Source organism: Viridibacillus arenosi (assembly GCF_001955655.1).
Taxonomy (GTDB): Bacteria; Bacillota; Bacilli; order Bacillales_A; family Planococcaceae; genus Viridibacillus; species Viridibacillus arenosi.
In genome coordinates, this window is record NZ_MSPW01000005.1 from 168,123 (window position 1) to 183,570 (window position 15,448).

Genomic DNA, 15,448 nt, shown 5'->3' on the forward strand with positions numbered 1-15,448 from the left:
TGTATCTAGTTACGAATTGTAAGTAGGCACATTAATTAAACATAGTATAAAAAAAGATACTAATGGGAGGTTACGCATGTTAAACGGACAAAAAAATCCGAGTCAATGCCAAATGGTTGTTGCATTAAACATGATTGTTGGCAAATGGAAACCTATTATTTTAGATCACTTATTACATGGAGATGCACTTAGATTTAATGAACTAAAAAAACTCATTCCGGATATCACTCAACGAATGCTCACAATGCATCTACGTGAATTAGAAGAACACGACATCCTAACACGTACTGTATATCCACAAGTACCTCCAAAAGTAGAATATCAAATCACCGAATATGGCATGACACTACAACCTATTTTAACAACTATGCAAAAGTGGGGCGCCAAACATATTGAACATATGAAAGAAAAAGAACAATAACATGCGCACATCCTCCGCCCAGTTCGCATACACTAGGTAACGACTAGAAGCAGAGGATGTGAAATGATGTGTGGTATCACAGGATGGGTTAATTTCAAAAAGGACTTAAGGTTGCAACAAAATGTTTTACATACCATGACTAAAACATTAAAAAAACGTGGCCCAGATGCGGAAAACATTTGGACTGAAACACATGCAGCATTTGGACATCAAAGACTCATCGTCATCGATCCAAGTGGTGGCGAGCAACCAATGACCCGTTCAAAAAGCGGTACTAACTACACAATGGCCTATAATGGGGAACTCTATAATACAGATGAGTTGCGCCGGGAGCTACAAAAACGCGGCTATCACTTTTCGTCTAATTCAGATACTGAAGTTTTACTTATAAGCTATATTGAATGGCAGGAACAATGTGTCGATCATCTAAATGGTATTTTCGCCTTTGCTATTTGGGATGATATTTCTGAAAAACTCTTCATTGCACGAGATCGGCTTGGCGTAAAACCACTCTTCTATACAGAACAAAACAGTGGCTTATTATTTGGATCTGAAGTAAAAGCTCTACTTGCACACCCAGATATTCAACCAATCATTAAACACGAAGGACTCGCTGATGTTTTTAGTCTTGGGCCTTCTCGTACTCCTGGTAAAGGAGTATTCAACAATATACATGAATTACGCCCTGCTCACGCACTTACATTTACCAAAAACGGCCTTCGTATTTGGCGATACTGGAATGTTAAAAGCTCAGAGCATACAGATTCCTTTGAACAAACAGTGACCAATGTACGTGACCTTGTGACAGATGCAGTGGAGCGACAACTCGTTTCCGATGTACCCCTTTGTACTTTCTTATCAGGAGGATTAGATTCCAGTATTATTACAGCAATAGCAGCAAATAAATATAAAAAAGATGGTAGAGAAGCTCTTCACACCTATTCCATCGATTACGAAGATAATGCTAAGTTTTTTGAATCGAATGATTTTCAAGTTTCCACAGATGCTTTCTGGATTCAAAAAATGACTGAAACGTTTAAAACCGTACATCATTCAGAAATAATTACACAACAGGAGCTAATTGATTATTTGAAAGAAGCAGTACATGTACGCGATGTCCCAGGTATGGCTGATGTAGATTCATCACTATTATGGTTTGCAAAAGTAGTTAAAAAAGACTTCACTGTTGGTTTGTCAGGTGAATGTGCCGATGAAATATTCGGAGGCTATCCTTGGTTTAAACAGTCTTTCTCCAGCTTCCCATGGATTCGATCAATTGGTGAACGCGAATCTGTTCTACGCACAGAATGGCAGCAAAAACTCAATATCCCAGACTATATGCAAAATGCCTACGAAGAATCCATTGCCGAAACGCCTCGACTTGACGGAGAATCACCAGAAGACGCAAAACGACGAGAATTGTTCTATCTCAACATGATTTGGTTTATGACGACATTATTAGAGCGCAAGGACCGTATGAGTATGGGGGCAGGTCTTGAAGTTCGGGTTCCTTTTGCAGACCATCGCCTCGTAGAATATATGTGGAATATTCCCTGGGAAATGAAATCAGTAGGTAATATGGAAAAAGGCCTTTTGCGAAAGGCAATGGAAGAGCTTTTGCCAAAAGAAGTGCTCTATCGACAAAAGAATCCATATCCAAAAACATATCACCCTGCTTATACAGCTGGTATTCAACAATGGCTTAAAGAAATTCTCCAAGACAAAAACTCAATCCTCCATGAATTTTTTGAACGTAAACGTCTAGATAGCCTTATAGAGTCTGGGGGTACGTCATTCAAAGTCCCTTGGTTTGGGCAATTAATGGCGGGACCACAGCTTCTCGCTTATTTAGCTCAAATTCATACTTGGTTTGAAGATTATCAGATTCAGATTGTTGAATAATAAAGAGCACGCAGATACTGCGTGCTCTTTTCATGCTTCTATTTTTTAGCTATACACTTTATCTCGTTAATCTCTTCCTGAATAATTCTACTCAATCCATCTACAATAATATCCATTTCATGCAACTCAGCATTGATGTGAAAATTGATCCTCGTCCTATCCGGAATTTTCCCTTATTGTCTACTTCAATTCAATCTCAACACCTATATGCCCCAGACGATCTAATTTGAAAAAGCATAGTCGTAAATAATCTAGTGATGTTTTTGTATCGGCACCAAATAACATTTCAAACTCATTTCACTTAAATTTTTCAAATTCAGAAACGCCATCCCTTAATTCCTCTAAATCTTCATAATCTGTATATACATCTACTGTAAAAGAACATACTTCGTTAGCCAACTGCCAGCATCGCTGAAAAAACATTTCCCCTTCCCATAACTTCTCCAATTCCATTTTAAATCGTCGCATTACAAAAACCCCAATCTATTCTCTTCATTATAATAAGACTGTTAATCATTGACAAAAAACAAACCAAAATGTATTATGTTTATAAATAAACAAACGTTTTATATTAAAGTTTGGAAATAATATCGGAATCGAAGGTGTTTATATATGGAGAACTCAGAACTATTTTGGAATGCATCAATTGATCAACTAAAAAAAGGCTATTCTGAAGATGCACATTGTTACACTTGCCTCCTTTGTGGTGAAAAAATAGAAAAAGGCATTATTTATCCTCAAAATGACGTACTGTATGAAGCAGAGAAATATATGCAAATGCACATTAAAGAAACTCATCAATCTGTTTTTGCATATTTAATCGGACTTAACAAAAAGATGACAGGGCTTACTGAGCATCAGAACAATTTATTACGTCTATTTTATGCAGGAATGACAGATGCTGAAGTACAGCAAGAATTGGAAATCGGTAGTACCTCTACGATCCGTCATCATCGATTTGCCTTAAAGGAAAAGGAACGCCAAGCGAAAACGTTTTTAGTCATGATGGAGCTATTAAAAGAAAAAGATATGAATGCACCTACATTCGTACCTGTACACAAAACCGCTACGATGGTTGATGACCGTTATAATATCACCAATAAAGAACAGGATGAAGTTCTAAATAAACTTTTCCCTGAAGGTACAAATGGACCTTTGTTACGCTTTCCGAAAAAGGAAAAACAAAAACTTATTATCCTACGCGAAATTACAAACCGCTTTGATAGCGAAAGTACTTATACAGAAAAAGAAATTAATTCTATTCTTATGCCAATTCATGATGACTATGCTATGATTCGTCGTTATTTAATAGAATACGGCTTTTTAGATCGTAAAGCAGATGGCAGTGCATATTGGATTAAAAAATAAAGAAAGTAGGTAGCTCATAATGGATCGTCAAAAAGAACTCAAACAAATTTATAAAGAAACCCCTATCCAATCAGGTGTTTATAAAATTACTAACACTACAAATAATAAAATCTATATCGGCAGTACAAATAATTTAAAGAGATTAAATGGTGTACAATTCATGCTGAAAATGAGTAATCATACAAATAAAGCACTACAAGAAGATTGGAACAAATTCGGTGAATCTGCATTTGAAATTGAAATTCTTGAAGTGTTGAAGAAAAAAGAAGAAGGATTCTTCGATGCGAAGAGAGAATTAGCAAAACTTGAAGAGCAATGGATTGCTAAATTAGAGCCATTTGGCGAACGCGGTTATCTCGATAAATAACCTTCTCACTTGAACTTTCCTCTCCTTTTTATTACAATTTAATTAACTTGATACAACAATGATTTCTAGGGTTCCGTAGCATGTTGCTAGCCTGGTCCGAGAGAAATCTCATAGCTATATTGCTATGCCACGGAAGGATAAAAGCCTGGGAGACTACTGTTATTCAGTGTCTCCTGGGCTTTTTTATCGGAAATTAGAAAGGATGAATGAGATGAACAAACATTGGTTAATTGTAATTGTTGCATCTGTTTTTGAAGTGTTATGGGTTGTCGGATTAAAACACTCATATGACGTTTGGACTTGGGGAGGTACTGCGTTTGCTATCGTCTTTACCTTTTATTTATTACTCGTAGCAGGACGTTATCTTCCTGTTGGCACGGTATATGCCGTTTTTGTAGGACTTGGTACTGCTGGTACTGTCATTACAGGCATTTTGTTTTTCGATGAGCCATTTAAAATCTCAAAAATTTTACTCATTATTTTATTGCTTGTCGGTGTAATGGGCTTGAAGATTGTCACAGATGATAAAAAGGAGGGTGCAGAATAATGGCTTGGATCGCGTTAATTGTAGCAGGATTTTGTGAGGTTTTCGGAGTAGCTATGATGAACAAATGGCAGTATGAAAAGAAAGCAACTATTATGATAAGCCTAATCGCTGGATTTACAATTAGTTTTTCTTGTCTCTCTTATGCTATGAACACAATTCCTATGGGTACTGCTTATGCTATTTGGACAGGAATCGGTGCATCTGGTGGAGCATTAATTGGCATTTTCTTTTTTGGTGAATCAAAAGACTGGAAACGTATTGTTTTTATTACAATGGTGCTAAGTGCAGCAGTCGGACTAAAACTCGTATCTTAATATATTTTCAGATAATTAAACTATTTCTATGCTTTATAGAATATAATATTTCCAAGCATTGAAATCTATTATAAATGAGGCAACCATATGGCAGAACAAGTCAAGATTGAAACAATGATGCCCACTGATTGGGACCAAGTTAGAGCTATTTTTATCGAAGGGATTGAAGGCGGTAATGCAACATTTCGCACCACTCCACCTACATGGGAGCAATGGGACGCTGGACATTTAGAAGAATGTCGTTTTGTCGCACGTGTGGATGGAGAAATCGTTGGATGGATTGCACTTAGCCCCTTTTCCAATAATATATTCCACAAGGGTGTGACAGAGGATAGCATATATATTAGTAAGCGTGCTCAAGGATTGGGCGTTGGTACTAAGTTATTAAAAAAATGCATCGAAGAAAGTGAAAAGTGCGGTATTTGGACAATCCAGTCACAAATTTTCTCTGAAAATGCCTCGAGCATACATCTACATCGGAAATTCGGCTTCAAGGAGGTTGGCATACGCGTACGCTTTGGTCAGTTAAATGGTGTGTGGAGAGACGTTACCTTACTTGATAGAAGAAGTACCATTGTGGGTCAAGAATAAATAAGACACCGTTTCTATCATGAAACGGTGTCTTATTTTTATATATTAGTAAGCTGTCCAACCTGCATCTGCAACAATTACTGTTCCATTAACAAAGCTAGAGTCATCAGATCCTAAGAATAATGCTACTTTTGCAATTTCATCCGGTTGACCAACTCGAGGGTTAATATTTAATCCTGACATTGCACGTCCAACACCAAATTCATTAATATTCGTCATTGAACTATTAATATTTGTTTCTACTGCTCCTGGTGCAATTGCATTACAGCGAATTCCATCATTTGCATACATGAACGCCGTATTTTTCGTGAAACCGACAACTGCATGTTTGGAAGCTGTATAAGCTGCTCCTGCACGAGTTCCGTTTAAGCCACCTGCTGATGCGACATTCACGATTGTTCCCTTTTTCTTTTTTAAGAAAATAGGTAGTACTTTACGTGTCGCACGCATTACACTAGTTGTATTAATAGCAAAAATTCTTTCCCATTGATTATCTTCAATATCAGCTGCTGCTTCGAAATTGTCCATAATTCCCGCATTATTTACTAGAATATCAACTGTTCCATAAAGATTCACTGTTGTATCAATTAAGTTCTGAATATCTTCTTCTTTAGCAACGTTTGCCACTACTACTGTAGCTTCTCCACCATTAGCTTTAATTTCCGCTACCGTTACATCCGCAGCTTCTGCATTAATATCTGATACGATTACCTTTGCTCCCTCTTGTGCATATAAAGCCGCAATTGCTTTACCCATCCCTGAAGCAGCTCCTGTTACAACTGCAACCTGTCCTTGAAGTTTCATATAGACTTCCCCCTACTGTTATAGTAATCAACAGATGTTTAATACACCTCATCCATTTATAGTATAATGTGGTTTAGATACGCCATTCAATCAGCAAATCATAGAACTTTTGTTGAATAACCAACAGTTGATTAGGTATTTGTTCATTAAGCCAAAATATTGAACAGCGGAGGCACGTTTATGTCTACAAAAAACACTATAGTTGATAAACGAATTATTAAATCTAAAATAGCGTTAAAAGAAGCCTTGCTTTCTTTAATGCAAAATAAGGATTTCAAAGCTATCACTATAACTGATATTGTACAACTTGCAGATCTCAACCGTGGTACCTTCTATAAACATTACCAATATAAAGAAGAGCTATTGAATGAGATTATTGAGGATGTCGTGGCAGATTTAATTATTTCCTATCGTGAACCGTATAAACAAGTGAAAAATTTTGTAATTAGAGAACTCAATTCATCTGCTGTGAAAATTTTCGAACATGTTGAAAAACATGCAAGTTTCTACACGCTTATAGTTAAATCAAATGTTTTATATGGCTTTCAAAACAGAATTTGCATTGAGTTGAAAAGATTAGCACTAGAAGATCTTTCGAATATATACACTAACACTAACAATAAAATAGATAATAATTTACTTGCTAGTTATACTTCATATGCTATTTTAGGCATGATGATAGAATGGGTGAAAGAGGGGTTTCAATACTCATCCTCATACATGGCAGAACAATTAATAGAGATTCTTAACACAGCACCTGTTAAAATAACTTATAGAACAAACCCATTTTCAGAATAGAAAAAATAGAGGAGCTGAATTATATGAAAACGCACAAAATCACAACTCAAGAAGACTTACAAAAAGCATTTGATATTCGAGTTAAAGTATTTGTAGAGGAACAAAAAGTACCTGCTGAAGAAGAAATCGATCAATTCGATCATCTGGGCGGAGAATGCCACCATATTCTTGTTACAAATGATGAAAATCAAGCAGTCGGCACTGGCCGCATCCGCTTAGTTGAAGGTGTTGGCAAAATACAACGTGTCGCTATTCTTGAAGAATGCCGTAAACTTGGATTAGGCCGAGTTATTATTCAAGCTTTAGAGGATATTGCTTCAAAAGAATTAGGTGCTTCAAAAGTAAAATTGGATGGCCAAGTTCAAGCACAAGGTTTCTATGAAAAACTAGGCTATCACGTGGCATCTGATATTTTCCTAGATGCAGGTATTGAACATGTATTAATGATAAAAGAAGTTTAAGACTATAAAGAGCTGTCCCATGTAACCTGGGACAGCTCTTTTTATACTTGTGACAATTCAGAAATTTGCTTACTAGGCTTAACTAGCGTATAAATAATACCTGCGAAAATAAGCACTATTCCAGCAGTTTGTATCAAAGTAGGTCGGAAATCTAAAATTGCAACATCCAATAAAATTGCAACAACTGGATCAACAAAAACTAACGCAGAAACCACAATCGTCGGCAACTTACGCAAGCTATCAAAAAATAAATAATAAACAAAACCAGTATGTATTAATCCTGTCCCTAAAATGTACATCCAATTTGAAGTTGTCAGTCCTTCAAATACCCCATAATCCATAAACGGTAATAAAATGACAATCCCAACCGCTGTCTGTACAAACGTCATTGCATAGGCACTTAAGTGAGTTATGCCCTTTCCTACAAACATCGTTAATGCGTAACAAATTGCAGACAACATGGCCCAGACAAACCCTGAAGTGAACAATGCTTTAAAAGATGTAAACTGATCTAATCCGATAATAAAAATACTACCAAGGAAACATACAATAACGGCTAAGGTCGCTTGAACCGTCATTTTTTCCTTTAAAAATAAACTTCCCATAATCAACACAAAAATAGGCGCTAAATTATAAATCGTAATAGCTACTGAAATAGACATGTCTTGAAATGCTTTAAATAAAAACACCCAGTTTAATACTAAAAACACACCACAAATAAGTGTCTGGATTATTTCCTTACGTGACCACTGTTCTGTTTTATGACCGCCAGTAAAAAACCATATTCCTCCTAAAAATAATGTCGCACAAATACAGCGGACGAATACTAGCTCCTCTGCTGGAATTCCTGTATTCACTGTAAAAAAACCGATAGAACCGAATAACGCCATCGCAATAATCATCTTGAACATTGCTGCTATATTCATAATAATACAACCTTTCCTATATTTTTAATATTATGTTAATTATTTTATATCATAACATTTCTCATATTCTTAACCTACCTTCAGTTATCAATAGTTTTAAAACATTGAAAATTCTATATATAATTACTATTTAATCTATTAGGTTGATTATATATCCCTACTTAACAAACTTTACTTTTAGTGTATTAAGAACTAAAGTTGATGTGCTATAATTATGCTTTATTGACTATTTTATTTAAAATTCAAATTAGAGGTGTTAAACAAATGCAGCAAATACAACAACTTTTCCCTAGTGAAGACGGGAATCTAGAACAACGTAAAGAAATTTTAAATTATATAGAAAAGATTTTCACATCACTTGACGAATTGAAAGACCCAGAAAAAAGTACACTAGGTCCTATGCAAGAAAGATCCGCTAATTTCTATAAAGAACTAATTGAAAACTATGAAGTTCCTGTTAAATCAACTGGAATGGATAATGTAGTAAATGATTTAATCGACTTAATGAAAGGCCATCCATACCATACAAGAAAGTTTGTAACAAACGTTCTACCAATGGCTAGTATTCCTGGCATCATCGGATTATTAACAACAACATTATTAAATGGAAATAATCTATGGGATGTTTATGGACCAGCTGCAGCTGAAAGTGAAGTAAAAGTTATTGGCATGATGTCAAAGCTTGTTGGCTATGATTTCACACAAAGCTGGGGTTATACAACTTGGGGAGGACAAGGGGCAGTATTTAGTGGATTACGTCTTGCAATTGCAAAACAATTCCCGCATGCAAAAGAAGAAGGTGTCCCTCGCAATTTATATTGCTTCGCTTCTGAAAACGCCCACTATAGTCTATTAAAATCTGCTGAAGCTGTTGGTATCGGTAGTAATAACCTTATTCGTGTAAAAGCGACTAGCGATCATTCGATGGATTTAAAAGACTTAGCAAACAAATTGGAAGAAGTTATTCATAAAGGCGGTATTCCTGTCTATATCGTTGCTACTACTGGAGCAACAGATAGTTTTGCGATTGATGATGTCAAAGCTATTAAAGACATCACTTCTCAAGTTGAAGCTAAATACGAGTTGAAACCAATCCATATTCACGCTGACTCGGCATTGGGTGGATTTTATTCTTTCTTTAAATCTTATGATTTCAATACAAACCCACTTAAATTCGAGGACAATGTAGTTGCAAGCTTGCAAAGCATTAATGAGCGTATGCAACATATTTCTTTGGCTGATAGCTTGTGCTTTGACTTCCAAAAGCTTGGACAAACACCTTACTTAACAAGTTTATTTTTAGTCAAAGAAGGGAAACACTTCGGATTACTTGATTTAGAAGACTTTGATACACCTTATGTCGGTAATAGAGGGTATGGTAGTTATCATACAGGTTATACGCTAGAATGCTCTCGTATGGGTAGCTCAATAGCTATCTATGCTGCTTTAAATGCTTTCGGTGTAGAAGGTTATCAGCAAATATTAGCTAACTATGTCCGTGTAAACCTAGCTTTCAGAGATAAAATCCAAAAACAACTTCCTAATGTATCCGTTGTGAATGATTCAAATATTGGTCCTGTAACAGCATTCCGTCTATATCCAAAAGGTTTAGATTGGTCTCAAGAAAAAACAGGTACCTTTACTTTGGAGCAAGTTCAAGCAATAAATAATTTAAATCAATCTCTATTCGAAATACTTGGTCATAACCGTGAAAATGTTTTCTTTGGTGATACAACGAAGGTTTGCACTATCCCTGTCATCAATTCAGAAGATATGATTCCTGTTGCAGCTGCGAAACTTTTTGCAATTTCACCTTATACAGAGGTTCAACATTTAGATGAAATGGTAGCTTCTATTTCAAGTGCAATTCACACTTTGGAGGAGTCTAACATTGAAATTGTTTACTAAATTCAAAAGCTCAATTTTATATAAATATGTATTTAGTTTTGTAATACCAATTGCGATTTTCTCGATCATTTTCAGCTTGGCACTATACTCGTTCTCAACACATATCATAAATAACTATGTGATTGTACAATTTGAAAAAAGCCTTACTTTAATATCCCAAGAAATTCTGGAAGATATAGATAAAGAACTTGTTATAAGTGCAGATAACAATAATGCTGAAAAATACAATGAATTACTTAGCATTTTGAACAAAAAACAAAAAGCGTTTGGTGTTGAAAATACATATGTTCTTTCAAATTCAAATGGTAAAGAACATATCGTTGCTTTAAGTAATACAGATGATCAACAAGCTGACTATACTTTCAATGACAATATGATCAAGACAGTCAAGGATCAAAAAACTCAAACTAGTGAAATTTACAAAGATGAATACGGGATCCATAAATCGATATTTGTTCCTTTTATTGGTACAGATATTATTTTTGGAATTGATATGGATGCTTCCTTTATCTCTTCTCTACAATCAACCGTTCTAATGATTTCAGTAGGTTTGACACTTATTTTTATAATACTTGGAGCACTCATCGCTTACATCATAAGTAAACGGATTACGACTCCAATCGTTGCTGTTGTAGAATATGTGGAGGAAATTGCACAAGGTAATCTTACATTGGAACGTTTAAAGACTAAAGGGCAAGATGAGGTTGCACAATTGTCCGAAGGCGTTCATAATATGGCAACCGATTTACGATCTTTAATCACTTCGATTGCAGAAAATGCTGAACAAGTCGCAGCTACTTCTGAAGAACTTACTGCTAGCTCCGAACAAACGAATGAATCGATTAAACAAATTACAGAATCAATGCAAGAAGTAGCAGCTGGCTCAGAAACGCAAACAAGTGCTGTAGAAGAAATGAATACGACCGTTTCAACGATTTCTACCAAAATGAATCAAATCGCTTCAAGTACTGAAGATGTATCTGCCAAAGCTCAAGAAACTTCGCTAATTGCTACAAGTGGAAACACAACTATCAACAGTGCTGTAGAGAAGATGAATACTACCTATGATGCCATTCAAGAGACATCTGCAGTAGTGAAACGTCTAAGCGATAATACTAGAGAAATCGGTAATATCGTGACACTCATAACTGAAATTACAGATCAAACCAACTTACTTGCTCTAAATGCTTCAATTGAAGCGGCTCGTGCAGGTGATCACGGTAAAGGTTTTGCTGTGGTTGCACAAGAAGTCCGTAAATTAGCTGAGCAATCTCGCGAAGCAGCAAATGAAATTAGAACACGGATTGAAACAATACAAACCGATTCAACAGACGCCTCCGAATCAATGGCTATTAGCTATGGCAACTTAAAAGACAGTGCGACAACATTCGAAAATGCAGGCGAAGCTTTTGAGAACATTGTTACATCTGTAGACCAAGTAAATGCTCAAATGACTGAAGTGAATAACGCCATTGAGAATATGAATAAAGGTATTGAAGATATTGCACAGTCGATGGACCAGGTAAGCGTCATTTCTGTAGAAACATCTAGCAGCATTCAAAATGTAGCTGCTGCCTCAGAAGAACAATCTGCTAGCATCGAAGAAATTACCACTTCTTCAAATAATCTTGCTCAAATGGCCGAAACATTACACCGCACCGTTCATAAATTTAAAATCTAAAAATAATAAAACTCTCTATTACCTTATTAATTTTCTGGTAATAGAGAGTTTTAATTTAGCTTAATAAAATTATTCCAAACAATATTCTTGTATTGCCTTCCTTTTTTCCTCTGTCAGCCCAAATTCTTTTTCAAAAAATGTACTATAATTTCCATAACGCTTTTTAATGGCATCAAAAGTAGCTTGTAAATATCTCTCTTTAGCACTCATGATGTCACCAAAATGCTGTAATTGTTCTGAATTTAAATGTTGCGACAACATAGGAATCATCGCATCTTGCACTGGCTTCATACAATCATTTGTTATTAAATAATCCTGCATTATAATGTCTTCATCTACACCTAAAACAAGTAAGATAAGCGCCCCACCCACACCTGTTCGATCCTTACCTACCGCACAATGATGTAATAATCCAAGATTTTCAGGATTCTGAATAATGTCCATTAAACGCTTATACGAAGGATTATCCAATGGTAAATGTCCATAGAGTTCAGTAAAAACGTCCGCATTAACAGTTTGTAGAAACGCTCGATTATCCATTTCCTTCAAAGAAGAAGTCGGCATTTTAAAACCTACATCACCTTTTGCTGGAATTCGCTCATTGTGTACGTTTTCTAATTGCGGGTCCGGCTTTGCTTCTGCTTCTTTATCATCTCGATAATCAAAAATCGTTTTAATCCCTAAAGTTTTAAATAGTTCATGATCAGCTGTAGTCATCTTATGTAACTCGCCTGAACGATAAAACACACCGTATTTCACTTTGCGACCATCTGCTACAGGGTATCCTCCCATATCTCTGAAGTTCACAACTTGTTCAAACGGTAACACACGATTCCCATTATCTATAGACATAATATATCCCACTCTCTTCAATTATTAGAATATTCCATATATGTTAGAGTAGCATCTTTCCGAGCAATAAGGAATATTTAAAGCAGCTACTTCAAATTAAGACTTTTAAAACGATAAAAGTATATGACAATAAACTAATTATATTTCCCTACCATCTTCACGTTTTTATGTCTTTTAGACTAATACTTGTTGACTATTTACTGTTTTTCCATCAAAGTAATTATTATATTAAATCTAAAAAAGGGAGAAGGTTCCAAGATATGTCTGTCGGAAAAAAATTAAATATAGGATTCCTCAGTATTGTTGGTTTATTAGCTTTAATAATTGTTTTATCTTACTATCAATATTCTAAAATCCAATCACAGGTTGAGGAAGCATTTGATCACCGTTTTGTTCAAATAGAAATCATAAAAGATATTCAATTTGGTCTAGCAATGCAAGACTCTTCTTTGCGTTCTTATTTCATACAAGACATTGACGTAAGACTTGATAATTTACATACGTATCAAAACTTAGTAGACGATAAAATTGCTGAATTATCTCAAATAGTCCGTTCCGAAGAAATGAAAGGCTATTTAAAAGAAACGACTAAATTTAACGATGATTTTAATATTGCAGTTGCAAGTGCATTGAAAGAATTTGATAACGGCAATAAAGACGCTGCAATCCAAATAGTTGATACAACTGCTACGAGCGCAAGTAAAGGTCTTCTAGACTCATCTAACAATATTATTCAGTACCAAAAAGAGAAGTTACAAATTACTAGTGATGGATTAAAAACTCTTCTTAAACAATCTCTATGGAGTTCAATAGCTGCTTTAATAATTAGCTTAGCTCTAGGTGTATTTTTCATTAGCTTCATTAGAAAGTCGATAACAAAGCCATTAAAAGAAGTAGTTCAATCTGCTGAGATTATTGCTACGGGTGATTTATCTCAATCGTATATTACATACAAATCTAAAGATGAGATTGGTACATTGGCAAACGTCTTCAACAATATGAAGATCAATTTACGAGGACTCATCCATAATATTCAAACAAACAGTGAGCATCTCTCTGCTTCTTCACAGGAATTGTCAGCTAGTACTGAGGAAATTACTGCAGCTGGGGGCGAAGTAGCAATTCGTATCCACCAAACAGCAGATATCGCTTCTATTTCTGCTTCGGCAGCGAAAGAAAGTGCAGTTGCAATGGACGAAACAGCAGCTGGTGTTCAGCGTATAGCTGAAGCAACACAAACTTTACATCAAAATACCGTTAATATGGCTACTACTGCAAAAGATGGTGTAAAAACAATTGATGTAGCTCAAGATCAAATGCAAATCATTTCCAATTCAACTAACTTAATTGCTGAACTAACAGGAAAACTAAGCAAACAATCTGAAGAAATTAGCGCCATTACGCATGTCATTACGGATATTACAGACCAAACAAATTTACTTGCACTAAATGCTGCAATCGAAGCAGCTCGTGCAGGCGAACATGGTAAAGGCTTTGCTGTTGTAGCAGATGAAGTCCGTAAACTTGCCGAGGAGTCAAAAAAATCAGCGATTCAAATTGTAACACTTACTGAAGAGATTCAAACTGATACTAAAAACGTTGCCTCCGCTGTGAGTGAAGGTTTAACCTCTGTCAAAGATGGTGTTCAAGTTATTGGAGAAGCAGGAGTAGCTTTCAAAACCATTTCTTCTGCTATTGAATCAATCACTGTCCAAGTAGAAGAAATTTCAGCTACTTCAGAAGAAATTTCAGCTAGTGCTGAAGAGGTTTCCGCATCTGTTACTGAAATTGCAAGCGGAGCATCAGATTCATCGGATAATATAACATTAATCTCGTCATCTATTGAAGAACAAACTACTTCGATGAACCAAGTTAACTCAGTTGCTGAAGATTTAAGTACAAACGCTCAAGAATTACAAGACATGATCCAAGAATTTAAAGTGTAAAACTATAGAAAGGTGCCAAGGTCTTAAAAAGTCTTGGCATCTTTTTTGTACTTTTTCAAACCATATCTAGACAAATGGTTAATAAAGGTTTATTATTTTAATAGTTACTTAACCTAACTAACTATACGGAGGATATTTCGATATGCAACCACATCAAGCTTTTTTTCATGAATACCGAATGATGTACCGCCCCTTCATTAACAAATTGAACGTTTATTTGGCGAGCCATCAACTTTATAGCTCACAATGGGCTATCCTACGATTACTCATTAGTGAAAAATCACTTACTCTTGTTGAAATTTCTAATTCCTTGAATGTAGAAAAACCAACTACTACTAGAATGATTCAAAAATTAATCGAACTTGGTTATGTAACTACCGTACCAGGTAAAGATAAACGTGAAAAAAAAGTACAGTTGACTCCATTTGGACACGATGTATGTAAAGATGTACAAGTAACAATTGAACAATTTCAACTTGATGCATTAGAGGGTATAAGTGTAGAAGAACAAATTATCGTAAGTAAAGTCCTCGAGACTGTTAGAAATAATCTATTAAAATAG

General features: G+C 35.5%; 17 protein-coding genes and 1 riboswitch. Of the genes, 13 read left to right on the forward strand and 4 right to left on the reverse strand.

Features of this window, described 5'->3' with window-relative positions; all coding sequences use genetic code 11:
* Positions 1 to 76: 76 nt before the first annotated feature.
* Complete coding sequence (locus tag BK137_RS11660; RefSeq protein WP_038186382.1) at positions 77 to 421, forward strand: winged helix-turn-helix transcriptional regulator; 345 nt, start codon at positions 77 to 79, stop codon at positions 419 to 421.
* Between the two features lie 66 nt (positions 422 to 487).
* On the forward strand, positions 488 to 2,323 hold the full coding sequence (gene asnB / locus BK137_RS11665; protein ID WP_038186384.1) for an asparagine synthase (glutamine-hydrolyzing): 1,836 nt from the start codon (positions 488 to 490) through the stop codon (positions 2,321 to 2,323).
* A gap of 297 nt (positions 2,324 to 2,620) precedes the next feature.
* Here asnB and BK137_RS22290 read toward each other — a convergent pair whose 3' ends face one another.
* Complete coding sequence (locus BK137_RS22290; protein ID WP_155981194.1) at positions 2,621 to 2,791, reverse strand: hypothetical protein; 171 nt, start codon at positions 2,789 to 2,791, stop codon at positions 2,621 to 2,623.
* Positions 2,792 to 2,935: 144 nt separating this feature from the next.
* Here BK137_RS22290 and BK137_RS11670 point away from each other — a divergent pair, with 144 nt between their 5' ends.
* From BK137_RS11670 to BK137_RS11690, 5 genes are all read left to right on the forward strand, one after another.
* On the forward strand, positions 2,936 to 3,691 hold the full coding sequence (locus BK137_RS11670; RefSeq protein ID WP_038186386.1) for a DUF2087 domain-containing protein: 756 nt from the start codon (positions 2,936 to 2,938) through the stop codon (positions 3,689 to 3,691).
* 19 nt (positions 3,692 to 3,710) lie between these two features.
* Positions 3,711 to 4,058, forward strand: coding sequence for a GIY-YIG nuclease family protein (locus tag BK137_RS11675; RefSeq protein WP_038186388.1), 348 nt, complete (start codon positions 3,711 to 3,713; stop codon positions 4,056 to 4,058).
* Between the two features lie 54 nt (positions 4,059 to 4,112).
* Positions 4,113 to 4,212: riboswitch (guanidine-I (ykkC/yxkD leader) on the forward strand.
* Between the two features lie 57 nt (positions 4,213 to 4,269).
* Positions 4,270 to 4,605, forward strand: a complete 336-nt coding sequence (locus BK137_RS11680; RefSeq protein WP_038186390.1) for a DMT family transporter — start codon at positions 4,270 to 4,272, stop codon at positions 4,603 to 4,605.
* Entirely contained in the window at positions 4,605 to 4,919 is a 315-nt protein-coding gene (locus BK137_RS11685; protein ID WP_038186392.1) for a DMT family transporter, read from the forward strand. The genes BK137_RS11680 and BK137_RS11685 overlap by 1 nt, the downstream gene beginning before the upstream one ends.
* 87 nt (positions 4,920 to 5,006) lie before the next feature.
* Positions 5,007 to 5,510, forward strand: a complete 504-nt coding sequence (locus tag BK137_RS11690) for a GNAT family N-acetyltransferase (RefSeq protein WP_038186394.1) — start codon at positions 5,007 to 5,009, stop codon at positions 5,508 to 5,510.
* Between the two features lie 45 nt (positions 5,511 to 5,555).
* Here the strand turns inward: BK137_RS11690 and BK137_RS11695 are convergent, their stop codons facing one another.
* Complete coding sequence (locus BK137_RS11695) at positions 5,556 to 6,314, reverse strand: SDR family oxidoreductase (RefSeq protein WP_038186396.1); 759 nt, start codon at positions 6,312 to 6,314, stop codon at positions 5,556 to 5,558.
* A 180-nt stretch (positions 6,315 to 6,494) separates the two neighbouring features.
* On the opposite strand from BK137_RS11695, the gene BK137_RS11700 reads away from it, so the two are divergent.
* Entirely contained in the window at positions 6,495 to 7,112 is a 618-nt protein-coding gene (locus BK137_RS11700; RefSeq protein WP_038186398.1) for a TetR/AcrR family transcriptional regulator, read from the forward strand.
* A gap of 23 nt (positions 7,113 to 7,135) precedes the next feature.
* Entirely contained in the window at positions 7,136 to 7,573 is a 438-nt protein-coding gene (locus tag BK137_RS11705; protein WP_038186400.1) for a GNAT family N-acetyltransferase, read from the forward strand.
* Positions 7,574 to 7,614: 41 nt separating this feature from the next.
* Here BK137_RS11705 and BK137_RS11710 read toward each other — a convergent pair whose 3' ends face one another.
* Positions 7,615 to 8,499, reverse strand: a complete 885-nt coding sequence (locus tag BK137_RS11710) for a DMT family transporter (RefSeq protein ID WP_038186402.1) — start codon at positions 8,497 to 8,499, stop codon at positions 7,615 to 7,617.
* Between the two features lie 264 nt (positions 8,500 to 8,763).
* On the opposite strand from BK137_RS11710, the gene BK137_RS11715 reads away from it, so the two are divergent.
* Complete coding sequence (locus BK137_RS11715) at positions 8,764 to 10,407, forward strand: pyridoxal phosphate-dependent decarboxylase family protein (protein WP_038186405.1); 1,644 nt, start codon at positions 8,764 to 8,766, stop codon at positions 10,405 to 10,407.
* Complete coding sequence (locus tag BK137_RS11720) at positions 10,391 to 12,088, forward strand: methyl-accepting chemotaxis protein (RefSeq protein WP_038186407.1); 1,698 nt, start codon at positions 10,391 to 10,393, stop codon at positions 12,086 to 12,088. Before BK137_RS11715 ends, BK137_RS11720 begins: the two co-directional genes overlap by 17 nt.
* 69 nt (positions 12,089 to 12,157) lie before the next feature.
* Here BK137_RS11720 and BK137_RS11725 read toward each other — a convergent pair whose 3' ends face one another.
* A complete protein-coding gene (locus BK137_RS11725; protein ID WP_038186409.1) occupies positions 12,158 to 12,940 on the reverse strand; it encodes a tyrosine-protein phosphatase in 783 nt (260 codons plus the stop codon).
* A 260-nt stretch (positions 12,941 to 13,200) separates the two neighbouring features.
* Between BK137_RS11725 and BK137_RS11730 the strand changes: the two genes are divergently transcribed.
* Together BK137_RS11730 and BK137_RS11735 are read left to right on the forward strand one after the other, a co-directional pair.
* On the forward strand, positions 13,201 to 14,886 hold the full coding sequence (locus BK137_RS11730) for a methyl-accepting chemotaxis protein (protein WP_038186412.1): 1,686 nt from the start codon (positions 13,201 to 13,203) through the stop codon (positions 14,884 to 14,886).
* Positions 14,887 to 15,028: 142 nt separating this feature from the next.
* Positions 15,029 to 15,448: a MarR family winged helix-turn-helix transcriptional regulator gene (locus BK137_RS11735; protein WP_038186414.1), complete on the forward strand. Its 420-nt coding sequence runs from the start codon at positions 15,029 to 15,031 to the stop codon at positions 15,446 to 15,448.